We start from the raw sequence: 24,011 nt of genomic DNA on the forward strand, positions 1-24,011 counted from the left end.
GGACAGGGCAGGGCGTGTGGTGGCGGCTTTCAGGTTGGATTCTTGATGCATCGTCGATCAGTGCAGTTGAAACCTGCGCCCGTACCCTCGGCAGCGATGCTGAGGGTACCGGCAGGTGGGCAAGTAATCGGCAATTCTACCAAGAAAGCGCCTGCCCGGCGCAGTCGGACGTCGCCAGGTGCAGCGTCGCTGGTTATCCCCGATGTGCAGAATGCACGAGGGCGGGAAAGTCCCGCCCTCGTGCAGTCACGCAATCAACCGATGTAGCCGAACGCTCTCGGCAGATACAGCGAGAGCGGGGGCCAGTAGGTCGTCACCAGCATGACCGGCAGTGCCGCGAATGCCATGAAGCCGAGGGCCGGGCGCATGACCTGGGACATGCCCACATTGCCTATGCGACAGGTCATGAACAGGATCGGGGCCATAGGCGGGCTGTTGCAGCCGATGACCACGCTGGTGCCGACGATGGCTGCGAACTGAATGGGCTCCACGCCAATGTTCACCATCACCGGCAACAGCAGCGGGCTGATGATGGCGACGACGCTGACATCGTCCATGATCATGCCGAGCAGGATCAGAAATACGTTCACCACCAGCAGAATGAGCAGCTTGTTCTGGAACAGGTCCATCAGCAGGTCGGTCAGCTGCTGGGGGACGCGTTCGAGGGTGAAGATCCGACTGGCCACGAAGGAGAACACCAGGATGACCATGATCACACCGGTGGTGGTGGCCGCCGCGATGAAGCACTCGGCGAGGCGCTTGAGATCCAGCTCGCGATAGATGAACAGGCCGACGGGGATGGAGTAGACCACCGCGATGGCGGCCGCCTCGGTGGGAGTGAAGACGCCGCCATAGATACCGCCGAGGATGATCACCGGCAGCAGCAGCGCTGGAAATGCCTTCCACATGGAATTGCCGATCTCTTCGGCGCGCTGGCGAAATCCGACGGGTTGTTGCAGCGGATCGTGACCTGCACGCATCTTGATCCAGTTGATCAGGCACAGCAGCAGGATCAGCAGCATGCCCGGGCCGATGGTCGCGAGGAAGCAGGCGGCGACCGACTGGCGTGTCACCACGGCGAACAGGATCATGGTGATGCTCGGCGGGATGAGCAGGCCCAGCAGCGAGGAGATACCCAGCAGGGCGCTGGTGTATTCGCGCGGATAGCCATGCTTCTCCATCGGGCCGATCATGATGGTGCCGATGGACGCGACTGCTGCAGAGGCCGTGCCGGAGATGGCGCCGAACACGCCACAGGCGACGACCATCGACGAGCCCATGCCGCTTCGCGACTTGCCCACGATGGCCTCGACGAAGTGCACCAGGCGAGCGGCCATGCCCCCCGCCTGCATCAGGTAGCCGGTCATGACGAAAAGAGGGAGGGCCAGCAGGATGACGGAATTGACCGACCAGAAGCCGGTGGTCATCAGCGACGAGATATCGACCCCGTAACTGATGGCCAGCACCAGAGTCATCGCGGCGAATGAGAAGACAACCGGAACTCCGATCATCATCAGCATGATGACGACGACGATAGCAAGTATTGCGCCCATGATAAGTCTCTGTATCTCTTGTAGGTTTATCTGCGAGTGGCGGGTTCTGGATGTTCAGGCCTGTTCTTGATCAGGGCCGCTGCAGGAACGAAAGCTGTTGATGTCGTTCAGGACATCTCGCAGTTGATAGAAGATGAAGAGGATGCTGGCGACGAACAGGCTGCTCTGTGACAGGTACCAGGGCATTTTCAGCACGGTGCTGCTCTGGCCTTTGATGACGGCCCAATAAAGCAGGTCGTAGCTCCAGGAGGCGAAGAAGATCGCCATGACCAGCGATATCAGCGCGGCGACGATACGAAACGCCTGGATCGTCTTCGGGTTCTTGAACATGACCTCGATGAAGTCGGCCGTCAGGTGCGAGCGGTCACGTGAGGCGAGAACGGCGCCCAGCATGTACAGCCACATGGCGCCCAGCAGCACCAGTTCCTCGAGACCGAACACCGGTTTGCCCATCACGGCGCGCGCGAAGATGCCATAGGCCAGGAAAACAGCTACCAGGAAGCTGATTACGACGACGACCGGCTTGATGATGAGCATGAGAAATTTGTCGATCGACACCATCAGTGTCAGCAACTTGTTCATCAAGATGTCCTGCTGTTGTAAATAGAAAAAGGCAACCGTAAGACGCATGGGTTGCCTCAAGGCTGGCGTTATCGCCGGCTAATTATTCGGGGACGGAGGCGTTGGCGCGGATCTTGTGCATGATCTCTTTGCCAAGGGATTTTTCCGCTTCCGGCCATACCTCGGCCCGTACCCGCTTGACCCAGGCCTGCATGTCTGCGGTGGAGGGCTCGATGTACTTCATGCCGGCCTCCTGGGCCTTGGCAATCCACTTGTCGTCCTCGGCCTTGGCGTCCTTGAACTGCTTGTCGATCACGTGTTCTGCCGCCGAGGCGATGATCGACTGATCCTCGGCGTCGAGCGCCTCCCAGGTCGCGTTGTTCATCAGCATGGCGTAGGACGAAAAGTTGTGCTTGGAGTGCACGAAGTAATCGAGTTGGTCGCGGAAGTATTCGTAGTCCCAATAGATGACGTTGCTCGAGTCGCCGTCGACGACCCCGGTCTGAATCGATGTGTAGACTTCGGCCCAGTCGATCGGAACGGCCTGGAAGCCCATGGCCTTCATGGTTTGAGGCAGCGGGAATACGGGCTGCGACCGGACTTTCATGCCGGCGGCATCTTGATAGTTGGTGGCATAACGGCCCTTGGTCGCGATGCCCCCGAAACCTTCGGGGTAGGGGCCGAAATACTTCAGGCCAATATCGGCATATACCGGGTCGAGGATGTTCTTCAGCCAGCCGTCTTTGTCATAGGCTTTCAGCGCATCGTCCCAGCCCAGGGTGAGGTAGGGAATGTAGTTGACGCCAAGGCGTTCGTCATACGAAGTCTGAGGCCAGGTCAACATCATATCGATATTGCCTTTTACAAGTTGGTCGAACAGTTCCTGTTGGCCACCAAGTTCACCCTGATAATAAATATCGACCTTCATGCGGCCGGCGGACTTTTCCTTTATCTGGTCGGCCCAGAGTTGCATGGATTTGGCCGACGCCGAGTCGCGGTCGCCGGATTCCAGTGCAAGTTTGAAGCTGTAATCCTTGTTGCTTGCCAGTGCCCCTGTGGTGCAGCCCAGAGCCAGCGCGGTGGAAATGACGACTGCCTGTGATGCGTTAAATAGCGTTCGGATCGACTGTTTCATTTTTATCTCCGGGACTGTTGTTTGATTGCCGAGTCACGCGCTCTTCAATCTTTGTTGTGTCCAGATGGGTTGTTAACACGCCGGTCTGAACGGTATGTCGGTCGTCACTGAGCGTCAAGAAACAAAACCGGCGAGCAAACGATAACGTCACGTTATGGCAGCGCCCGCTATTCAGGTGCAAGGCGCGCCATTACCTGAAGTTATCGTTTGTGGAACATAAAAGTTGATTGTCGCGTGACGTCGCTTGTCATTAGATCTTGCGTCGTTCGTCTTTGTGTTTTGTTTCGAACCACGACAATTATTAATAGGTGAGGCCTATGCGATTTGAAGGAATCTATACCCCGGTAATTACGCCCTTTCGTGAAGACTTCAGTATCGACTTCGATGCGTATATGGCGTCCATCGATTATCTGATCGAGGCCGGGGTGCATGGTGTTGTCGTGGGTGGCACGACGGGCGAGTACTACGTCGAATCTCACGACGAGCGTGTTCGCCTGCTCGAGATCGCGGTGGCGCGCTGTGCGGGGCGTGTGCCGGTGATCTTCGGCACCGGCTCGATCGATCCGAACGAGTCGATTCGCCTGGCCAGGGCGGCCGCCGAGTACAAGGCCGATGCGATCCTGGTCGCCACGCCTCCTTACTCGCTGCCGACCGAGCACGAAGTCGCGCAGCACGTGCTGGCGGTGGACCGCGCTGCCAACCTGCCGGTCATGCTGTACAACTACCCGGCGCGCATGGGCACGGTGATGGGTGAGGCCTGCCTGGACGAGGTGCTCGCTTCGCCGAACATCCGTTCCATCAAGGAAAGCTCGGGCGATATCAACCGCCTGCATCTGCTGATGCAGAAGTATCCCGCCCTGCAGACTTCCTGCGGCATGGACGACCAGGCGCTGGAGTACTTCGCCTGGGGCGCCAGGAGCTGGGTCTGCGCAGGTTCCAACTTCCTCGCCGAGGAACATATCGCCCTGTACGACGCCTGCGTCGTGGAAGGCGACTTCGACAAGGGGCGGCGCATCATGGGCGCGATGATGCCGCTGATGAGCGTGCTGGAGCAGGGCGGCAAGTTCATCCAGAGCGTCAAGCACGGCGTGACCCTGGCGGGTCGATTCGCCGGGGTGACCCGCAAGCCCTTGCTGGGCCTGGACGAGGCCGAGCAACAGCAGCTGGAAACGGTGATTCGCACGTTGAAGGCGAGCATTGCCGCGATCCAGAAGGAGGGCAAGTGATGAGCGACCTGCTGACCCTTGATGAGTATCGTGCCATTGCCGATGGCCTGAAGATCCAGACGCAGAGCTTCATCGGCGGGGCGTTCCGCCCGGCGCTGTCCGGGCAGACGCTGCCGACCATCAACCCGGCGACCGGGGCGGTCCTGGCGGAGATCGCGGCCTGTGGCGCCGAGGATGTCGATCTGGCCGTACAGAGCGCCCGCGAGGCGTTCGAGGATGGTCGCTGGAGTCGCCTGCATCCGCGTGAGCGCAAGGAGACCCTGCTTCGTCTCGCCGAGCTGATGGAGCGCGACCGTCGGGCGCTGGCGGTGCTGGAGTGTCTCGATTCCGGCAAGCCCATTGCCGACTGCGAGACCATCGATGTGCCCGAAACCATCCACGTGCTGAAGTGGCATGCGGAGCTCATCGACAAGATCTACGACCAGACCGCGCCAGTCGGTTCGGACGTGGTGGCGATGGTCGTGCGCGAGCCGATCGGCGTGGTCGGCGCCGTGTTGCCATGGAACTTCCCGCTGCTGATGCTCGGCTGGAAGCTGGGGCCGGCGCTGGCTGCGGGCTGCTCGGTAGTGGTCAAGCCGGCGACCCAGACCTCGCTGACGGCGCTGCGTATCGCCGAGCTGGCCAGGGAGGCCGGCCTGCCAGCCGGGGTACTGAACGTCGTCACCGGTTCCGGCTCGGTCGTCGGCGCGGCGCTGGGGCGTCATCCGGATGTCGACATGGTGGCGTTCACCGGTTCGACCGAAACCGGCCGTCGCTTCCTCCACTACGCCGCCGAGTCGAACCTGAAAGAGGTGGTGCTCGAGTGCGGTGGCAAGAACCCCTGCATCGTTCTGGATGACGCCGAGGACCTCGATGCAGTCGCGGACCAGGTGGTCTCGGCGGCATTCTGGAACATGGGCGAGAACTGCTCGGCCGGCTCGCGGCTGATCGTGCATGAAAAGATCAAGGACGAGCTGATGAGCCGGGTCTGCGCCAAGGCGGCCGAGTGGCGCACGGGCGAGCCGCTGGACCCGAGCAATCAGTTGGGCGCGCTGATCGACGGCGGGCACTTCGCCAAGGTGTGCAGCTATCTGCGTCAGGGCAAGGAGGCCGGCCATCGGTTGCTGCTCGGTGGCGAGGTGCTGGGCGACAACTTCGTGCCGCCGACGATTTTCGATGGTGTGCGCAGCAGTGACGTGCTGGCTCGCGAGGAGATCTTCGGCCCCGTGTTGGCGGTGGTGACCGTGTCCAGCTTCGAGGAGGCGATCGCAGTTGCCAACGACAGCGAATACGGTCTGGCCGCGTCCGTGTTCACCGCCAGTTCGCGCAAGGCCCTGCGGGCCGCGCGGGCCATCCGGGCCGGCACCGTCACCGTCAACTGCTTCGGCGAAGGGGATATCACCACGCCATTCGGTGGTTACAAGCAGTCGGGCTTCGGCGGTCGTGACAACTCGATCCATGCGCACGATCAGTACACCGAGCTGAAGACGATCTGGATCAGCCTCGGGGACGAAACGATCGAGGGCTGAGGGCTGGCGCGCTGAAATGCGCCGATGCCCTGCCTGGGGCATCGGCGAGTCCGCCCGGCGGGAGGCCAGCGTCACGCCACGTCTGCAATTTCTTGCACATTCATGAGGGCGGTCCTTGCCCTCTCTACCCAGCTGTCATCCTGGCAGGTCCGTTTATGAGCAAAACAATAAAGGTAAGGCGTCTGCCCAGGGATACAGGCCCTGCGGCATGGAACGCGATACTGTCTTCAGCCCCTGTCTACCCGCAGCTCGATGAAGACATCGATGCCGAGTGGGCCGTGGTGGGCGGCGGATTCGCCGGCCTCGCTGCGGCTCGTCGCCTGAACCAGCTGGTGCCTGGGCAGCGAGTCGTGGTGCTGGAGGCCGGGCGGCTCGCCGAGGGGCCGGCGGGGCGCAACAGCGGCTTCATGATCGATCTGCCCCATGAGCTGAACTCCGAAACCTATGCCGGCGCCAAGGATGCCGACCTCCGGCAGATCCGCCTGAATCGGCACGCCATCGAGTTCGCCCGGCACACCGCCGCGGAGGCCGCAATGCCGAAGCAGGTGTTCGACCCCTGTGGCAAGGTCACGGGGGCGGCGACGCAGAAAGGTGAGCAGCATATCGATACCTACAGCCGGCACCTGGCTTCGCTGGGTGAAGCGTTCAGGATCATGGATGCGACGGAGATGAAGGCCTGGACAGGCACGGACTTCTACCGTCGTGGTCTGTTCACCCCTCATTCCGTGATGATCCAGCCGGCGGCCTACATCCGCATGTCTGCCGCTGAGCTGAGCCGGCGAGTGTGCATCTATGAGCACAGCCCGGTCGTGTCGATGACCCTCGGTGACCGCCACGTGCTGCAGACGCCGAAGGGCAGGGTGCGCGCACGTCACGTGATCCTCGCGGTGAATGGCCATATCCAGTCGTTCGGCTACTTTGCGCAGCGCCTGCTGCACGTGTTCACCTACGCCTCGATGACCAGGCCGCTGAGCGAGGCCGAGGTCAAGTGTCTGGGCGGCGTCCCGGACTGGAGCCTGCTCCCGGCCGATCCGATGGGCACGACGCTGCGTAGGGTGTCGAGCTATGACGGCAGCGGCCACCGCATCACCGTACGCAACCACTTCACCCTGAACCAGTCCATGGAGATCGGCGAGCGTCATATCCGTCGGGCTGCCAGGCTGCACGACCGTGCCTTCTCGGCTCGTTTCCCGATGCTGGACGGCGTGTCGATGGATCATCGCTGGGGCGGGCGTCTGTGCCTGTCGCTGAACTCGGTGGCGGCGTTCGGCGAGCAGGAAGAGCGAGTGTTCTCGGCTGCCTGCCAGAACGGCCTGGGCACCGTGAAGGGGACCTTGTCAGGCCTCCTCGCGGCGGAGCTGGCGCTGAATCAGCGTTCCACCCTGCTCGACGATTTCCAGGCCAGTGCTCAGCCCAGCCGCCTGCCTCCCGAACCCTTCCTGTCGCTCGGCGCCAATATGACCATGCGCTGGAAGGAGTGGCAGGCGGGGATCGAGTTGTAGCGGCCGACGATGTGCTGGCAGCCCACAGTTCACCGATGCGCTGGAGGATGATGTGACGCGACACTGGACGGCATTCTTCGAGGGTGTTCGAGCCCTGCTGCCAATGGTGCCGGGGGTCATTCCCTTTGGCCTGGTCACCGGGGTGATGGCGGTCGAGCAGGGATTCTCTCCGGGCGCCACGCTTGGCATGACCCTGCTGTTCTTCGCCGGGTCGGCGCAGATGGCGGCATTGCAGTTGCTGCGCAGTGATGCGGTCGCACTGGTGATCCTGCTCACGGCGCTGGTGATCAACCTGCGCTTCGTCATGTACAGCGCCTCGCTGGCGCCTTACCTGCATCACTTGCCCCGGCGCTGGAAATGGCCGTTGGCATACATGCTGTCGGATCAGGCCTATGCGCTGAGCATCATGAGGCTGTCGTCGGGCGGCGACCCTGCCCTGGGGTACTGGTTCTATGCCGGCAGTGCCTTGAGCATGTGGCTGAGCTGGCAGTTGTCGGTGATGGCTGGCGTCTTCATCGGCGCCGGGATACCCGCGAGCTGGTCGCTGGAGTTCGCCATTCCCCTGTCTTTCCTGGGGCTGCTGGTGCCGGCGATCCGCAACTGTGCCGGCCTTGCCGCCGCCTGTGTCGGCGGTGCCGTCGCGGTACTGGCTATCGGGCTTCCGTACAACCTGGGGCTGTTGCTCGCGTCTTTCTGTGGTATCTGCACCGGTCTGTTCGTCGGGCGCCGTCGTTCGCCTGCGCCTGTCAGCACGACCAAGGAGGCGCCATGAATGCGGAACTGGCGCTCTGGGCGCTGTTCGTCGCCATCGGCCTCGGCACCTTCGCGCTGCGGGTTTCCTTCATCCAGGCGTATGGTCGCCTGCGTATCCCGCCGCTGCTCAGCCAGGCGCTCGCCTATGTGCCGGCCAGCGTGCTGGCCGCGCTGGTGTTGCCTGCCGTGACCCATCCCGGCGGCGAGATGGCGCTCGATCCGGGCAATGCCCGACTGCTCGCGGCTGCGCTGGCTGCACTGGTCGCATGGCGCACGAAGAGCATCCTGCTGACCCTGGCGAGCGGCATGGGCATGCTCTGGCTGCAACAGTCGCTGATGTAGGGCGCACAGCCGTCGAAGCACTGCAGCGCCGGTCAGAGCTGCTGCATCAGCCAGTCGCGCAGGCGACAGCAGGCATCGTCATCTTCCCGGTCTTCGCGGAACGTCAGGTAGTGCAGACTCTCGCGATGCACGACCTCTTCGGCCAGCGGTCGTACCAGCAGCCCTTGTTCGATCAGATGCCCCACCAGGTGATGCCAGCCCAGCGCCACGCCCTGATGGCTGAGTACCATCTGGATCAGCATGTTGTAGTCGTTGGCATTGAAGAAGTGGGGGCTGTCGTGAGCACGGGCCTCCACATCGATATCGTTGAATGCCAGCCAGACGCCCCAGTCGACATGCTCGGCGACCTGTGAGCGACCGTAGGGGGTGAGGTTGAGCAGCACGCTGTCACGTAGTCCCTCGAGGCTGCTCAGCTCAGGGTGCTGTTGCAGATAGTGCGGGGTGCAGACGGGGTAGATGATGTCATGGAAGAGCGGCGCGCTGCGGTAGCCATCATGCACCTTGGCCAGCTTGGTGATGAAGATGTCGGGGCGTACGCCTGGCTCCATCGACAGGAAGTTCTGCGTGGTGATCAGGTTCAGGTCGATGTCCGGGTTGGCACTGAAGAAACTCGGCAAACGATGCGCCAACCACAATGCGGAGAAGGCCGGCGAGCAGCATAGCGTCAGTACCCGCTTGCGCGTGTTGTGGCTGCGGATGCGTTCGGCTGCCTGGGCGATATTGACGAAGGACAGTTGCACGGCGTCGTAGAAGATCGAACCGGCGGTGGTCAGCTCCACCGCGCGACCGGCGCGGGTGAACAGTTCCGCACCCAGGTAGCTTTCCAGCTCGCGAATCTGCCGGCTGATGGCCGCCTGGGTCACGCACAGCGCCTCGGCAGCCCTGGTGAAGTTCTGGTACTTGGCTGCGGCGATGAAGGATTTGACCGCTCGCAGCGACGGCATCTTGATCAGCGTCTGATCGGGCTCGGTGTGCATGACCATAACGAAAGGTATTCAACTTCCTGAATAAAAAGTCAATTCTGCAGCGTACGGGCGGGCCCTAGAATTGAAGAGGAAGGCAGGTGCAAACCTGTTCCGACAGACCCCCGAGAGTATCTGAAAGCGCTGGCCAAAGGGAACTGCGCGGGCGTCCTTTCCCGCAGGCCCGTGCCATCCCCGGCGCGGCTGCACGGACCGCCCCTGAAGGCCTCGCCCGAGGGCGACGACCACTGACTTCGATGGAGTTGCCAGCACCGTGAAATCCTCCTTCGAGAGTGTCCTGAGGGACAAGAACCGCATGCATCTGCGCCGGCGCCAGGATGACCGGCTTGCAGCCAACGGATTGCCGGTGGCCTTCGTGTTGCTGGAAAACTTTTCGATGATGGCGTTCACCGGAGCGGTGGATGCACTGGTCACTGCCAACCTGATGAACGCCACGGCGCTGTATGACGTACGCGTGGTGGGGTACCAGGACGTCGTCGTCAGCGATCTCGGTATCGCCATCTCGGTCGACTGTCGGCTCGCTGAGCTGAACGAGCGAGAGCAGCACATGATCGTGGTATGCGGCGGCTTCCGTACCACTCTGCACGCCGAGCCGCTGCTGCGTGGCAAGTTGCGTCAGGCCGAGGCCTGCGGCTCTGTGCTCGGCGGCTTGTGGAACGGCGCCTACTTCCTTGCCGAAGCCGGGCTGCTCGACGGCCACGAGTGCGCCTTCCACCCCGACGGCAGGGTGATGATGAGAGAGCTGTTCCCCAGGGTCAGGATGACCAGCCATTCCTATGTCGTTGCGCATGGGCGGATCAGCTGCGCGGGGGCGAACAGTTCGCTGAACATGATGCTGGAGGTGGTGCGGCAGACGGCGGACGCCGAGCTGGTCGGTTCTGTCGAAGAGGTGCTGGGCTGCGACAGGATGCGGCAGACCTACGATGTATCCGTCGCCTCGCTCGACCTGGACCCGCGCCTGCCGGTTTCGCTCAGAACGGCCCTGGAGCTCATGCACAGCAATATCGAAGACCCGATCGAGATCGGTGAGATTGCTCGCTACTCGGGGATCTCGCGTCGTCATCTGGAGCGCCTGTTCTGCCGTCATGTGCAGGCCACGCCTCCGCGCTATTACCTGGAACTGCGCCTGACCCGGGCAAGGCAGTTGCTGCAGTACACCAACAAGGCGCTGCTCGAGGTTGCAGTCGCTTGCGGCTTCGTGACGCCTTCGCATTTTCAGCGGCGTTTCCGCGAGATGTTTGGCGTTGCACCCGGCAAGTTTCGCAAGAGCACGAGCGCTCTGGAGCCCTAGGTGCGTGTGACGGCGGCGTACCTGACGGAAACGGGCATGCGACCAAGGGTGTAGTGCCCCAGGGCGAAAGAAGGATTGTCCGCTACTGGTGGCGAGCCGAGGATTGTCGGCAGACTGCCCGAGGTCGATGATCGATGCCCGAACCGGATGCGCCTGCCGCCCATGCCCTGTACCTGGCCAACGGCGCACAGCTGTGCGTGCAGCGGCAGCCCTGGGCGCAGCGCGTCGGCTTGTGCCTGCGGGTGGCGGCCGGCAGCCATGACGAGCCGCCGGAGTACCCTGGCCTGGCGCATTTTCTCGAGCACCTGCTGTTTCTCGGCAGCCGCGATTACCCGGGCGAGCAGGGGTTGATGGCCTTCGCCCAGCGCCATGGCGGCCTTGTCAATGCCTCGACCCGGGCGCGGCATACGGATTTCGTCTGCGAGCTGCCGGCCGCGCAACTGCAGCCGGCGCTGACTCGCCTGCTGGATATGCTCTGCTGGCCGCTGCTGGAGAGCGAGGCGCAGCTGCGCGAGCGCGACGTGCTGCATGCCGAGTACCAGGCACGCAGCCAGGATGGCGACAGTCGCATCGATCACGCACTGGGGCAGGCACTGGCCGCCGGGCATCGTTATGGCGAGTTCCTGGCCGGGGATCGCCGTACCCTGGCCGTGGAGTCACCGCATTTTCAGCAGGCGCTGCGGGCGCACCATCGGCGTTACTTCCGGGCCGGGTGCATGCGCCTGACCCTGGTCGGGCCACAACCTGCGGAACAGTTGCTGGCCATCGCCGAGACCTTGCTCGGGGCGCTGCCAGGGGGCGAGGGCGGCGTTGGTTCCGCGTCGCCGGCCGACCTCCTGCCGCTGCGCGCGACGCGCTGGTGTTTGCAGCAGGCGCGCCCGGCGCTGCATCTGGGGTTTGCTGCGCAACTCGCTGCCGGTAGCTGTGAGGCCGCCCTGGCGCTGTTGCTGGACGCGCTGCATGACCCTGCGCCCGGTGGCCTGCTGGCGGCGTTGCGGGAACGGCGGCTGTGCCGGCAATTGCAGGCGTGGGTGCTGTACCAGCACGCGGGGCAGTGTCTGTTGCGCCTCGACCTTGCCGGCGCCACGGCGGAGCAGGGCGGCGTCCTGCGCGCCATCGTGCAGGATTGGGCCGCGCATCTGCGGGGTCATGCGCACTGGTCGTTGCGCCTGCAGCATCAGCAGCAGGCAGCCGCTCTCAGGTCGCTCGGCCTCGGCCCGCTGGCGCTGGCTCAACACCTGCAGACGCCTGCGCAGGATGACGACCAGACGCTGCGAGACCTGAGCGCTCTGCTGGCAGCCCTGGCGCAGGGTGACGGTCTGTTCGAACTGCACTGCGGCGACCAGGCGCAGCTCAGTTGGCCCGCCATTGGCCTGGAGCTGCCGTTGCGGGCACTGGCGGAGCGATCGCCGGCACCGGCACCAGCGTACACATGGCAACTGCCTTGCGATGAGCCGCTGCTGGCTGGCGCCAGCGCGACAGCGGCCGTTCTGCCGGTGGCGGAGCTGCGACATCATCCGGGGCAGGCCGAGGGCGGCCCCGCCGCTCTCCACTGGCGCGGCCCCTGTTCGGCGACGGCAGACGTGGCGGCCCTGGAGGCCAGCCTGCAAGCACGCAGCGCCGACCTGCGCTGGCGCGGCGAGCGGCTTGGCATCGGCAGCCAGTTGAGCGTGCAGGCCTCCGGCTGGAGCCTGGCGCTGCATGGGCCCGCAGCGCTGTTGCCTGCATTCAGTGGCCTGCTGCTGCCGGTGTTGCTGGCGCCGCTGGATGAGCTGGCCGAACCGGAGGCACAGGGCCTGCTGTTGCGCGATCTGTTGCAGCGCCTGCCGCAGCTGTGCGAGCTGCCCGCTGCACCCGGGCTGCAAGGGTTGAGCGTCGGCCTGGGGGACGCCGGACAGGCGCAGCTGGCCGGGCTGTGCGCGGCTGTCGAGCCGCTGCCGGACATGCCGCCATGCACGGATGCGGCGCGAGGTCTCGACTGGCAGCGCCTGGCGCAGCCGGGTGCGGATGCGGCGTTGCTGCTGTTCTGTCCGCTGCCTGCCCGCGATGCACGCACCGAGGCGGCCTGGCGCCTGCTCGGGCAGGTGCTGCAGGGGCGTTTCTACCGGCGCCTGCGCGGCGAGCTGCAGCTGGGCTATGCCTTGTTCGCCGGCTTTCGCCAGGTCCAGGGCTGCCGCGGCTTACTGTTCGCCCTGCAGTCTCCGTGCTGCGATGCGCCAGGCATCTTTGCCCATATCCGCGCGTTTCTCGATGAGCAATGCCAGTCGCTCGCCGCACTGGACGACGCGGCGCTGTCCGCTGAGCGCGATGCATTGCAGCTGGCGCTGGCCCCGGCCACCACGAACCGCGCACGCGCCGAGCAGCTGTGGCAGCTGCACCTGGCCGGGCTGCCCGAGGCTCACCCGCAAAGGCTGCAGCGGGCAATGACCGCCTTGACGCCCCGCGATCTGCTGCGCGCGCACCGGCAATTGCTGCGCGCCGATGACTGGCGCGTGCTGGCCAGTGGAGCCGCGACGCCGGTCTAGGCTGCTCCCGTCTTTCCCTCTCCCTATCGAACCCGTGGCCGCTCGGCGAGCTCCGGGCGTTTCCCGTGCGTGCGTTCGCCGCGCCTGGCAGACGCCGTGCGCTGTCGTTCTACATCCAAGGGCTGGCGGGTACTACGACCTTTCTCCCGCTACCGGTAGCAGGCTGGTCGCGAGCCGCCGGAAGCGGGCCGGTCACTCCAGGCCAAAGCAGCAGGCAAACGCTGCCAAGGCAGCGTATGGCCGTCAGGGCGCGCTTTCGATAATCGCCTCCGACACGACTGCCCTGGCGGTCGCCACTCAAGCGGAGAGCGTTATGCACAACAACAAGATCGCCATCACTCGACTTCTGCCCCTGACCCTGGCCACCGCCGTCGCCCTGGCGACCGCGCAGCAGGCTGCCGCCGAGATCGTCCTGTACGACCAAGACGACACCACTTTCTCCACCGACGGTTATATCAACGCCTTCTACGTCAACAGCGACGTGGATCGCGATGGCGACCAGTTCGACCGCCGTCAGTCACGGGTGAAGATGGGCTTCCTGCCCAACTGGATCGGTTTCAACTTCGGCAAGCAGATCGATGACCTCAAGCTGACCGGGCGCTCGTCCTTCTGGGTCACCATCAACGACAGCGAAACCAACGGCACCGATACCGCCATCGACGTTCGCCAGTTCTACGGCACCGTTTCCAACCCGGAATGGGGCGAGGTGCTGGTGGGCAAGGACTTCGGCCTGTTCTCGCGCTCCAACATCTTCCTCGACGAACTGCTGGCCGGCTACGGCAACGTCTCCGACACCCTGGGCCTGGTGGACGGCAATGGCGTGTCCTTCGGCAACATCGGCACCGGCTACCCGTACCCCTTCCCGACGTCGCAGATCACCTACCGCAACAACAACCTGGCCGAGGGCCTGCGCGTGGCGGTGGGCATCATGGACCCGGTCGACACCAACGACGACAGCGCCACCGGCAAGGCCTACCAGGAGAACCCCCGTTTCGAGTCCGAGGTCAGCTACCAGTTCGAGGTCGGCGGCTCGACCATCTACACCTGGATCAACGGCGCCTACCAGACCTCCGAGAACACCGACGACACCGTCGACACGGTGACCTCCAAGGGCCTCGGTTATGGCGTGCAGGCCAAGTTCGGCGGCCTGTCGCTGACCGGTTCCGGCTTCCAGGCCAAGGGCATCAACCCGTTCTTCACCAACAACCTGGGCGAGCCGACCCTGCGTGACATCGACAGCGATGGCTACCTGCTGCAGGGCTCCTACAGCTGGGGCAAGAACCGCCTGGCGCTGTCCTACGGCAAGACCGAGGACGACGGCAACGGCCTGGGCGTGGCGGCCGACTACGAGACCCGTGGCATCGCCTACTTCCGCACCATCAACGACAACCTCAAGCTGGTCGCCGAGTACAACCAGTACCAGATCGATGCCGCCGCCGGCAGCGGCCTGAACGAGGACACCGACACCTTCGCCGTGGGTGCGGTACTCAGCTGGTAACGCGCAGCGTTCGAGGCCGGGCAGGGGGCGACCTCCGCCCGGCCTTTTGCCGTCTGTGGCTGCTGCATATCCCTGGCCCTGTAGCCCGGATGAAATCCGGGGCGTTTTCCGTTGCACATCCCGGATTTCATCCGGGCCACGTCGCGGCTGCATGGCTGCTGTGCAAGGCGCACCCTACCTAGGAAGGCCCGATCCAGTACTCAAGTAGCATGGGGCGGGCAACCTGCGCTTCGTAGAATTTCCACTCGATCAGTAGGTGCATTGGGGCGTGGTATGGCCTTGGAACAGTCGCAAGGGGTGCTCAGGGCGGTATCCAGCACGAAGGACGTGGAACTGGCGGCCCAGGAACTGGCGCGCCAGCTGATTCATCCCTATCTGGGCTTCGTGCTGTTCTTCTGCTCGGCGGAATACGACCTCGACGGCCTCGGCCAGGCGCTGGAGGCGCACTTCGGCGGCGTCAGCCTGGTCGGCTGCACCAGCGCCGGCGAGATCACCCCGCAGGGCTACGACCGGGGCTGCGTGGTGGCGCTGGGCTTCGACCTGCGCTGCTTCTCCATCGCCAGTGCGCTGATCGATGAGATGGAGCGCTTCAACCTGCTCGACGCGCAACACCTGGTGGACGGCCTGGTCAAGGACTGCCGCAGCAACGAGCTGGCCTCGATCAAGGGCCACAGCTTCGCCCTGACCCTGCTCGATGGCCTGTCCAGCCGTGAGGAGCTGGTGCTCGGCGCGCTCAGCGCAGCGCTCGGCAGCATCCCGCACTTCGGCGGCTCGGCGGGCGACGACAACCACCTGACGCATACCCACGTCTATCACGGCGGGCGCTTCCACAGTGGCGCGGCGGTGGTGGTGCTGTTCAACACCTGGCTGGATTTCGAGGTGTTCAGCACCCACCACATCCAGCCCAGCGGCGACAAGCTGGTGGTCACCCGTGCCGACAGCACCAGTCGCCGGGTCTACGAACTCAACGCGATGCCCGCCGCGCAGGAGTACGCCGAGCTGATCGGCGTTCCGCTCGATGCCCTCGATCACCGGGTGTTCGCCGCCTATCCGCTGGCGGTGCGCATCAGCGATCACTACTACGTGCGCTCCATCCAGCAGGTGCACGACGACCTCAGCCTGACGTTCTACTGCGCGGTGGAGAACGGCATCGTCCTCACCGCCATGCATCCCGGCCCGTTGCTGCCCAACCTGGAGCAGCTGTTCGCCGGGCTCGAACAGCGCCTGGGGCCGCTGTTGCTGACCATCGGTTGCGACTGTTTCCTGCGGCGCCTGGAAATCGAGAACGACGGCGGCGTCGAGTCGGTCGCCACGCTGCTGCGTCAGCAGGGGGTGATCGGCTTCAACACCTACGGAGAGCAGTTCAATGGCATGCACATCAATCAGACCTTCACCGGTGTCGCCATTGGCCGACCTGTCGGGCGTGGCGAGCGCTGATCTGCAGGCCCGCTGTGCGGCCCTGGAGCAGGAGAACGCCAAGCTCAGGCGCATCAACGCGGCGCTGATCGAACGGGTGGAGTCGATCCACTCCCGGGGTGACGACGCTTACGCGGCGTTCCAGCATTCGGTGGTGCTGTCGGAGCAGGTGCGCGAACGCACCGATGCGCTGAACCAGGCGATGGCCGAACTGAAGTCGAGCAACCAGTTGCTCAGTGACGCGCGCCTGCGTGCCGAGACCGCCCACCAGCACCTGATCGACGCCATCGAGAGCATTTCCGACGCCTTCGTGCTGTTCGACGATCGCCAGCGCATCGTGCTGTTCAACAGCCGCTTCAAGGCCCTGTGGGAACGCAGCCGGGCGCGCATCGGCACCGGTACGCGGCTGGAGGAGATTCGCCGCCTGAGCCGCAGCACCGGGCTGGTGGTGGAAGCGCAACTGGGCCGCGAGGGCGAGCCGAGCCTGTTCCGCCTGCAGGACGGGCGCTGGGTCCAGGTCAGCGAGCGGCCGACCCGTGAGGGCGGGCTGGTGATCCTCTACACCGATATCACCGAGGTGAAACAGAGCGAAGCGCTGCGCCGCGAGCAGGCGCTGGCGCAAAAATCCCGCCTGCTGCAGCGCGCGGTCGACAACCTGTCGCAGGGCATGGCCATGGTCAATGCCGAAGGGGCGCTGGAGTTGTGGAATCACCGCTTCCTCGAGCTCTGCGGCCTGGCACCGATCAACGCCCACCGGCCGTTCGCCGAGGTCATGGCCGAGAGCGAGCTGGAGCCGCTGACCCCGGAAAGCCGCGACGCCAATGGCAAGCTGTTGCGCCAGGTGGAAGTGCGCCTGTTCGATGGACGCATGCTCGAGGTGCGCACCCATCCGCTGCCCACCGGCGGCTTCGTCAACAGCTTCACCGATATCACCGAGCGCCATCGGCAGGCGCAGGCGCTGTGCGAGAGCGAGCGCTGGATCCGCCTGATCACCGACCACGTCCCGGCGCTGATCGCCTACCTGTCCGCCGATCTGGTCTACGAGTTCACCAACAAGGTCTACGAGGAGTGGTACTGCTGGCCGCGCGGCGCCATGCTCGGCCAGAGCCTGCGCGAGGTGCACAGCGAGGAGCACTGCCAGCGCCTGGAGCCCTACGTGGAGCTGGCGCTGTCCGGCGAGAGCGTGACCTTCGAGTTCGCCGAGACCAACCACAGTGGCCAGGAGCGCTACATGCTGCGCTCCTACGTGCCCAATCGCCTGGCCAGCGGCGAGGTGGTGGGGATCTTCGTGCTGATCCGCGACATCACCGAGCGTCGGCGTACCGCCGAGGCGCTGCACCAGGCCTATCAGCACCTGGAGCAGCGTGTCCGCGAACGGACCGCCGAGCTGACCACGGTCAACGACCAGCTGCGCCGCGAGATCGACGAGCGCACGCAGATGGAGGCGCGCCTGCGCGAGGCCAAGGGCGAGGCGGAGCGGGCCAACCTGTCCAAGACCAAGTTCCTCGCGGCGGTCAGCCATGATCTGCTGCAGCCGCTCAACGCCGCCCGGCTGTTTACCAGCGCGCTGCTGGAGAAGCCGGATCTCTCCGGCTGCGAGCCGCTGGTGCGCAACGTCAGCAACTCGCTGGAGGATGTCGAGAGCCTGCTGGGCACGCTGGTGGACATATCCAAGCTCGATGCCGGGGTGATCAAGCCGGATATCGCGCCCTTCGCCGTCAGCGAGCTGCTGGAGAACCTGGCCACCGAGTACCGCCAGGTCGCCGGCAGCGAGGGGCTGCGCCTGGATTACCTGCCCAGCTCGGCGCTGGTGCGCAGCGACGTGCAGCTGCTGGCGCGGATACTGCGCAACTTCCTCAGTAACGCTATTCGCTACACCGCCAGCGGGCGCGTGCTGCTCGGCTGCCGGCGACGTGGCAACAGCCTGTCCATCGAGGTCTGGGACAGCGGTATCGGCATTCCTGCGGACAAGCTCGGCGAGATATTCCAGGAGTTCAAGCGCGGCGATACGGTACAGCGCAAGCAGGATCGCGGGCTCGGCCTGGGGCTGGCCATCGTCGACAAGATCTCGCGCATGCTCGGCCATCGCATCCGCGTGGCCTCGCAGCAGGGCCGTGGCTCGATGTTCGCCGTGGAGGTGCCGCTGACCCGCCGGGCGCCGCGCGTGCGCGCCGTGCAGGACAGCCCGGATCAGCTGATCGAACGCCTCAGCGGCGCCCGGGTGTGGGTGCTGGATAACGACGCGGCGATCTGCGCCGGCATGCGTACCCTGCTCGAAGGCTGGGGCTGTCGCGTGGTTACCGCACTGTCCGAGGAAGACCTGGCGCGCCAGGTGGACAACTACCACGCCGAGGCCGACCTGCTGATCGCCGACTACCACCTCGACGACGAACGCAACGGCGTCGATGCCGTGGCGCAGATCAACGCCAGGCGCAGCGCGCCGCTGCCGGCGCTGATGATCACCGCCAACTACAGCAACGAGCTCAAGCAGCAGATGCGCGAGCTTGGCCACAGTCTGCTGCACAAGCCGGTGCGGCCGATGAAGCTGAAGACGGCGATGAGTCACCTGATGGAGCGCGGGGCGGGGGCTTGAACGCGGGCCATATCCACAGGGCGCTGCCTGCTCAGCGGGCAGATTTCCAGGTCGTGAGTGGCAATCGGACGGTATGTGTAGGAGCCGGCTTGCCGGCGATCAGGCCACGGATACATGGATCGCCCGCAAGCGGGCTCCTACGACAAGCAGAGCCGTAGGGTGGATGTCGCCTTTTACATCCACCGCAGCGGTGGATCGGTGAAGCGCGATCCCCCCTGCGACTGCTCAGCGGGCAGATTTCCAGGTCGTGAGTGGCAATCGGACGGTATGTGTAGGAGCCGGCTTGCCGGCGATCAGGCCATGGATACATGGATCGCCCGCAAGCGGGCTCCTACGACAAGCAGAGCCGTAGGGTGGATGTCGCCTTTTACATCCACCACGGCGGTGGATCGGTGAAGCGCGATCCACCCTGCGACTGCTCCGCGGGCAGATTTCCAGGTCGTGAGTCGCAATCGGACGGTCTTTGTAGGAGCCGGCTTGCCGGCGATCAGGCCACGGATGCATGGATCGCCCGCAAGCGGGCTCCTACGACAAGCAGAGCCGTAGGGTGGATGTCGCTCCTTACATCCACCGCAGCGGTGGATCGGTGAAGCGTGATCCGCGTGTGATCAGTCATCCGCGATCAGGCGCTTGCCCAGGCTCACCGAGGCATCGATCTGGTAACCAAGCCGTTCGTAGAAGGCCAGCGCGGCGGCGTTGGTGTCGCGCACCTGCAGGCTCAGTTTGGGGCAGCCCATGGCCAGCAGCAGCGTCTCGATATGGGCCATCAGCTGGCGCGCCAGGCCGCGCTGGCGCTGCTGCGGGCAGACCGCCAGGTAGTTGACCCAGCCACGATGGCCTTCGTAGCCGGCCATCGCCGAGGCCACCAAGGTGCCGTCGATCTCGCCGACCAGAAACAGCTCGGGCTGCACCTGCAGCTTGCGCTGGATGTCCTTGTACGGATCGTTCCAGGGGCGAGTCAGGTCGCAGCGTTGCCAGAGGTCGACGACGGCGGCTTCGTCGCTCGGTTGAAAGGGGCGGATCAGCATGGCGGACTCCCGTGAATGAGGCCGCCGTTTTAGCACAAGCGGATGACGCTGGCGCTAGCGTCGCAGGTAGGAGGCGAAGTCGATGTCGCCGGCCGAGAGAATCGCCTGCACCCGGTTGTGCACGCCCAGCTTGCGCAGGATGGCCGAGACATGCGCCTTCACCGTGGTCTCGGCGATATCCAGGCTGTAGGCGATCTGCTTGTTCGACTCGCCCTTGGTCATGCGCTCGAGCACCAGCAGCTGCTTGCGCGTCAGGGCCTGCAGCAGTTCCGGCGGAATGCTGTGGTTGTCGTGATGCGCGCGCGAGCTGCCGCTCTTCTGCGAGCGGATGATGTCCGGCGGCAGGTAGACGTTGCCGTCGAGAATCTGCGCGATGGCGTCGGTCATCTGCGCCCGTGGCGAGGACTTGGTGATGAAACCCACCGCGCCATAGGTGATGGCCTGCAGCACGATCTGCTTGTCTTGTTCGGCGGAGACGATCACCACCGGAATGGTCGGCGCCTCGTTGCGCAGGTTCATCAGCCCGCCCAGGCCGTGCATGCCGGGCATGTTCAGGTCGAGCAGGATCAGGTCCAGGTCGTCGTGGTTCTGGGTCAGCTCCAGGGCGCTGTCCAGGTCGGCGGTTTCCATGATCTCGCTACCGGGAAAACCGTCGGCGATGACGTTATGGATGGCTTCACGAAACAGCGGATGGTCGTCGGCAATCAGAATCTTGTACATGGCCTTGCACCTCGTTGTTGTGATTATGGGGTGGCGGTGGGCGTGAGGAAAGCAGCAGGCAGTTCGGCAGGTTGTGCCGGCACCAGGGGCAGGCCGGCCTGCTCCCAGGCGTCGATGCCGTCACGGTACCAGTAGAGCTGGCGGTAGCCCAGGGCATGGGCGCGGCGCGCGGCGTTCCAGCTCAGCCAGCAGTCGGAGCGGCAGTAGAACGCCAGCGGGTGCTGCTGGTCGCCGCCGCTGGCCTGCTGCAGGTAGTGGGCGAAGTAGCGCTGCCACTGGGGCGCGAGGTTGCCATCTCCGGCATTGGCCAGCCACAGGCTGCCGGGGAGGTTGGCGTGGGGCGCATCCTCGATGAAGCGACCCTGCAACCAGGGGCGTCGATAGACGTCGATCAGCGTGGTTCGTGGTTGCTCGGCCAGCAGCCGCTGCAGGGCGGGGGTGTCGAGCGTCTGCACGCCTTGCAGCTGTTCCGGCGTGGGGCTGCGGTACTGCGTGCTGCGGTAGCCGTCTGCGTCGAACAGCTCGTCGGACTGCACCAGGCAGACCAGCAGCAGCGAGGCAAGCATCAGGCCTGCACGCAAAGGCAGACGGTACTTCATGGCAAGGTCTCTACTTATAGTTGTCCCGGTATTACAGGCCATGGTCGCAGGCTTGGGAATTCTACGTTGGAGAGGAAAACCAGTACCAAAGTAGTAGAAAGGCCTGGCGGAGCAGCGGCCGAATACCCGTGGCAGGCGCCAACCGCTCGGGCTGGCGCGCCGGTTCAGCCGGCCTTGCGCAGGGCGGCATGCTGCGGGTTGAAGGTGAGCACGGCGAGCAGTGTCAGCACCAGGCTCAGGCCGATGCAGATCAGCAGTGCCTCCACCTGCAGGCGCAGGTACAGGGCGTTGCGCAGCAGCTCCACGGCGTGTGTGAAGGGGTTGAACGCGCACAGCCAATACAGCCACTCGCTGGACTCGCGCATCTTCCACAGCGGGTAGAGCGCGGACGACAGGAAGAACATGGGGAAGATGACGAAGTTCATCACCCCGGCGAAGTTCTCCAGCTGGCGTATGCCATTGGACAGCAGCAGCCCCAGTGCGCTGAGCAGCAGCGCGACCAGCAGCAGCGCCGGCAGGGCGGCGAGCAGGCCCCAGGCCGGTGGTTGCACGCCGTAGACCCAGGCGATGGCGAGGAAGGCGTACACCTGCAGCAGCGAGATCAGCGCCGTGGCCAGCAGCTTGGCCACCAGCAGGAAGGCGCGTGGCAGCGGGCTGGTGAGCAGCACGCGCATGCTGCCCATCTCGCGGTCGTAGACCATCGACAGCGACCCCTGCATGCCGTTGAACAGCAGGATCATGCAGGCCAGGCCCGGCACGATGTAGGTGTCGTAGGTGATGTAGGTGTCGTAGGGCTCGATGATGGCGATGCCCAGCGCCGCACGAAAGCCGGCGGCGAACACCAGCAGCCAGAGCAGCGGACGCACCAGGGCGCTGAGAAAACGCGAGCGCTGCAGGACGAAGCGCAGCCATTCGCGCAGCACGATGCCGCGCAGGCATTGCCAGTAGGCGCTCATGCTTGCGGCTCCTCGGTGGGGTGTTCGCGGCTGAAGCCGCTCCTGCGGGCCTGGGGATCCAGGTTCGCTCGCAGCGCCTCGCGCACATGGCCACGGCCGAGGGCTTCATCGCCGGTCAGGCGGGCGAAGCTGATGGCCAGGTCATCACCCAGTTGGCCGGCCTTGCCCCAGGCCACGCGCTGGCCGTGATGGAGGATCAGCAAGTCGTCGGAGGACTCGACCTCGTCGAGCAGATGGGTCGTCCACAGCACGCACAGGCCCTGTTCGCGGCACAGGTTGCGCACGTGCCTGCCCAGCGCCAGGCGGCTGGCCGGGTCGAGCCCGGCGCTGGCCTCGTCGAGCAGCAACAGGCGCGGCTGATGGAGCAGGGCACGGGCGATCTCCACCCGGCGCCGATGGCCGCCATTGAGGGTGCGCACCTTGTCGTGGCGGCGTTCGCCGAGATCCTGGCGCAGCAGCTCCTCTTCGATGCGCGTCTGTGCCTCGCGTCGCGGCATGCCGTGCAGGGCGGCGTGGTAGGCGAGGTTCTGCTGCACCGAGAGGTCGAGGTCCAGCGTGCTCTGCTGGAACACCACGCCCAGCTGGCGCAGCGCCTGGCGCGGGGCGTGGCGCAGGCTGTGGCCGAAGATGCGGATATCGCCCTGTTGCAGATCGTACAGGCGGGTGAGCAGGGCGATCAGCGTGGATTTGCCGGCGCCGTTGGGGCCGAGCAGGGCGCCGAAGCGGCCGGGCGCCAGTTCGAAGGTCAGCTCGTCGAGCGCACGGCGGGCGCCGTAGGCGAAGCCGAGCGCCTCCACCGCCAGGGCCGTCATGGTGTCACCACCACGCCCCAGGGATAACGGCCGACCTTGATCGACCTGGTCACCTTGAGGCTGTCGACGTCGATCACCGAGACATCGCCACTGACGCCATTGGTGGTCAGCAGGCGCTTCTGGTCCGGCGTGAACTCCAGGTGCCAGACACGCCGGCCCACCAGCAGGTAGTCGAGAATCTCGTAGCTTCTGGCGTCCACGACCGCGACGTGATTGGCCGGGCCCAGGGCGATGAAGGCGTACTTGCCATCGTCGCTGAGCTTGACCCCGACCGGTTGCACCTTGTCCGGGTGCACGCCCTTGATGGCGAAGTTGAGCACCTTGAGCACCTGGCGCGAGTCCACGTCGAGCACCGTTACCGTGCCGCCGATCTCGGCCGAGGCCCACAGGCGCTTGCCGTCCTTGTCGAACTCGACATGGCGCGGGCGCTGGTCGACCAGGGTGTTGTCCACCAGTTGCTGGGTGCTGGTGTCGATCCAGTGCAGCATGTTGGTGGTCTCGCTGGTGTTGACCGCCCACTTGCCGTCCGGGCTGACGGCCATGCCTTCGGGCTCCACGCCCACGTCGATCTGCGCCAGTACCTCGTCGCTTTGGGTGTCGACCACGGTGACCAGCGCATCGTCCTCGTTGGAGATGTACAGCCAGCGGTCGTTGGGGTGCAGGGCGAACTGCTCGGGGTCGGCACCGGAGGGCAGCTCCTTGATGATCTTGCGTGTGGCCAGGTCCATCACCTGCACGCGATCCGAGTCGCTGGCGCAGATGTAAAGCAGCCTGTTGTCGGAGGACAGCAGCAAGCCGCGCGGGCGCATGCCCACCTCCAGCGTGGCGCTGACTTCCAGGCTGTCCAGGTCGATCACGCTGATGCTGTCGTCCTTCTCGTTGGACACGTAGGCAGTGGCGGCCAGGGCCGAGTGGCAGGCCAGGCCGAAGGCGACGGCGCAGGCGAGACGGGTCAGGCGCATGGGGGTGATCCTCTTGTTGTAGTTGTTGGCGGAGTCCTGCTTCTGTGG

At 64.8% G+C, this 24,011-nt stretch carries 20 protein-coding genes; 10 read left to right on the top strand and 10 right to left on the bottom strand.

The window, feature by feature from the left end:
- Window positions 1-254: 254 nt before the first annotated feature.
- Genes EPK82_RS01650 through dctP form a run of 3 tightly spaced genes read right to left on the bottom strand, consistent with a single transcriptional unit; the run spans window position 255 to window position 3,249 of the window.
- On the bottom strand, window positions 255-1,553 hold the full coding sequence (locus tag EPK82_RS01650; protein ID WP_134675585.1) for a TRAP transporter large permease: 1,299 nt from the start codon (window positions 1,551-1,553) through the stop codon (window positions 255-257).
- A gap of 54 nt (window positions 1,554-1,607) precedes the next feature.
- The gene (locus tag EPK82_RS01655; RefSeq protein ID WP_134675586.1) at window positions 1,608-2,183 is read right to left on the bottom strand and encodes a TRAP transporter small permease; all 576 of its coding nucleotides are present in this window, start codon (window positions 2,181-2,183) and stop codon (window positions 1,608-1,610) included.
- Window positions 2,184-2,217: 34 nt separating this feature from the next.
- On the bottom strand, window positions 2,218-3,249 hold the full coding sequence (gene dctP / locus EPK82_RS01660; protein WP_167494316.1) for a TRAP transporter substrate-binding protein DctP: 1,032 nt from the start codon (window positions 3,247-3,249) through the stop codon (window positions 2,218-2,220).
- A gap of 317 nt (window positions 3,250-3,566) precedes the next feature.
- Here dctP and EPK82_RS01665 point away from each other — a divergent pair, with 317 nt between their 5' ends.
- From EPK82_RS01665 to EPK82_RS01685, 5 genes are all read left to right on the top strand, one after another.
- Complete coding sequence (locus EPK82_RS01665) at window positions 3,567-4,475, top strand: dihydrodipicolinate synthase family protein (protein ID WP_134675587.1); 909 nt, start codon at window positions 3,567-3,569, stop codon at window positions 4,473-4,475.
- Window positions 4,475-5,983, top strand: a complete 1,509-nt coding sequence (locus EPK82_RS01670; RefSeq protein ID WP_134675588.1) for an aldehyde dehydrogenase — start codon at window positions 4,475-4,477, stop codon at window positions 5,981-5,983. The genes EPK82_RS01665 and EPK82_RS01670 overlap by 1 nt, the downstream gene beginning before the upstream one ends.
- A 155-nt stretch (window positions 5,984-6,138) precedes the next feature.
- Window positions 6,139-7,485, top strand: coding sequence for an NAD(P)/FAD-dependent oxidoreductase (locus EPK82_RS01675; RefSeq protein ID WP_134675589.1), 1,347 nt, complete (start codon window positions 6,139-6,141; stop codon window positions 7,483-7,485).
- A gap of 103 nt (window positions 7,486-7,588) precedes the next feature.
- On the top strand, window positions 7,589-8,257 hold the full coding sequence (locus tag EPK82_RS01680; RefSeq protein ID WP_134675618.1) for an AzlC family ABC transporter permease: 669 nt from the start codon (window positions 7,589-7,591) through the stop codon (window positions 8,255-8,257).
- A complete protein-coding gene (locus tag EPK82_RS01685) occupies window positions 8,254-8,580 on the top strand; it encodes an AzlD domain-containing protein (RefSeq protein ID WP_134675590.1) in 327 nt (108 codons plus the stop codon). The genes EPK82_RS01680 and EPK82_RS01685 overlap by 4 nt, the downstream gene beginning before the upstream one ends.
- A 32-nt stretch (window positions 8,581-8,612) precedes the next feature.
- Here the strand turns inward: EPK82_RS01685 and EPK82_RS01690 are convergent, their stop codons facing one another.
- Complete coding sequence (locus tag EPK82_RS01690) at window positions 8,613-9,563, bottom strand: LysR substrate-binding domain-containing protein (protein WP_037050721.1); 951 nt, start codon at window positions 9,561-9,563, stop codon at window positions 8,613-8,615.
- Between the two features lie 253 nt (window positions 9,564-9,816).
- On the opposite strand from EPK82_RS01690, the gene EPK82_RS01695 reads away from it, so the two are divergent.
- The 5 genes from EPK82_RS01695 to nahK all read left to right on the top strand — a co-directional run bounded on the left by EPK82_RS01695 (window position 9,817) and on the right by nahK (window position 18,886).
- Window positions 9,817-10,854, top strand: a complete 1,038-nt coding sequence (locus EPK82_RS01695; protein WP_134675591.1) for a GlxA family transcriptional regulator — start codon at window positions 9,817-9,819, stop codon at window positions 10,852-10,854.
- A gap of 134 nt (window positions 10,855-10,988) precedes the next feature.
- Entirely contained in the window at window positions 10,989-13,379 is a 2,391-nt protein-coding gene (gene pqqF / locus EPK82_RS01700; RefSeq protein WP_134675592.1) for a pyrroloquinoline quinone biosynthesis protein PqqF, read from the top strand.
- A gap of 313 nt (window positions 13,380-13,692) precedes the next feature.
- Window positions 13,693-14,877 carry a porin gene (locus EPK82_RS01705; protein WP_047589428.1) on the top strand — a complete coding sequence of 395 codons (1,185 nt, stop codon included), beginning with the start codon at window positions 13,693-13,695 and terminating at the stop codon, window positions 14,875-14,877.
- A gap of 273 nt (window positions 14,878-15,150) precedes the next feature.
- Window positions 15,151-16,314: a nitric oxide-sensing protein NosP gene (gene nosP, locus EPK82_RS01710; protein WP_134675593.1), complete on the top strand. Its 1,164-nt coding sequence runs from the start codon at window positions 15,151-15,153 to the stop codon at window positions 16,312-16,314.
- The gene (gene nahK, locus EPK82_RS01715; RefSeq protein WP_167494317.1) at window positions 16,244-18,886 is read left to right on the top strand and encodes a hybrid sensor histidine kinase/response regulator NahK/ErcS'; all 2,643 of its coding nucleotides are present in this window, start codon (window positions 16,244-16,246) and stop codon (window positions 18,884-18,886) included. Before nosP ends, nahK begins: the two co-directional genes overlap by 71 nt.
- A gap of 608 nt (window positions 18,887-19,494) precedes the next feature.
- On the opposite strand, the gene EPK82_RS01720 is transcribed toward nahK, so the two are convergent.
- The 6 genes from EPK82_RS01720 to EPK82_RS01745 all read right to left on the bottom strand — a co-directional run bounded on the left by EPK82_RS01720 (window position 19,495) and on the right by EPK82_RS01745 (window position 23,963).
- The gene (locus EPK82_RS01720; protein WP_134675595.1) at window positions 19,495-19,914 is read right to left on the bottom strand and encodes a GNAT family acetyltransferase; all 420 of its coding nucleotides are present in this window, start codon (window positions 19,912-19,914) and stop codon (window positions 19,495-19,497) included.
- Between the two features lie 54 nt (window positions 19,915-19,968).
- Window positions 19,969-20,634, bottom strand: a complete 666-nt coding sequence (locus EPK82_RS01725; RefSeq protein ID WP_134675596.1) for a response regulator transcription factor — start codon at window positions 20,632-20,634, stop codon at window positions 19,969-19,971.
- 23 nt (window positions 20,635-20,657) lie between these two features.
- On the bottom strand, window positions 20,658-21,233 hold the full coding sequence (locus tag EPK82_RS01730) for a PQQ-dependent catabolism-associated CXXCW motif protein (protein WP_134675597.1): 576 nt from the start codon (window positions 21,231-21,233) through the stop codon (window positions 20,658-20,660).
- Window positions 21,234-21,397: 164 nt separating this feature from the next.
- Window positions 21,398-22,189, bottom strand: coding sequence for an ABC transporter permease (locus EPK82_RS01735; protein ID WP_037057188.1), 792 nt, complete (start codon window positions 22,187-22,189; stop codon window positions 21,398-21,400).
- The gene (locus tag EPK82_RS01740) at window positions 22,186-23,001 is read right to left on the bottom strand and encodes an ABC transporter ATP-binding protein (protein ID WP_134675598.1); all 816 of its coding nucleotides are present in this window, start codon (window positions 22,999-23,001) and stop codon (window positions 22,186-22,188) included. The genes EPK82_RS01735 and EPK82_RS01740 overlap by 4 nt, the downstream gene beginning before the upstream one ends.
- Complete coding sequence (locus EPK82_RS01745; protein ID WP_134675599.1) at window positions 22,998-23,963, bottom strand: YVTN family beta-propeller repeat protein; 966 nt, start codon at window positions 23,961-23,963, stop codon at window positions 22,998-23,000. The genes EPK82_RS01740 and EPK82_RS01745 overlap by 4 nt, the downstream gene beginning before the upstream one ends.
- Window positions 23,964-24,011: the final 48 nt, after the last annotated feature.

Source organism: Ectopseudomonas khazarica (genome assembly GCF_004521985.1).
Lineage (GTDB): Bacteria > Pseudomonadota > Gammaproteobacteria > Pseudomonadales > Pseudomonadaceae > Aquipseudomonas > Aquipseudomonas khazarica.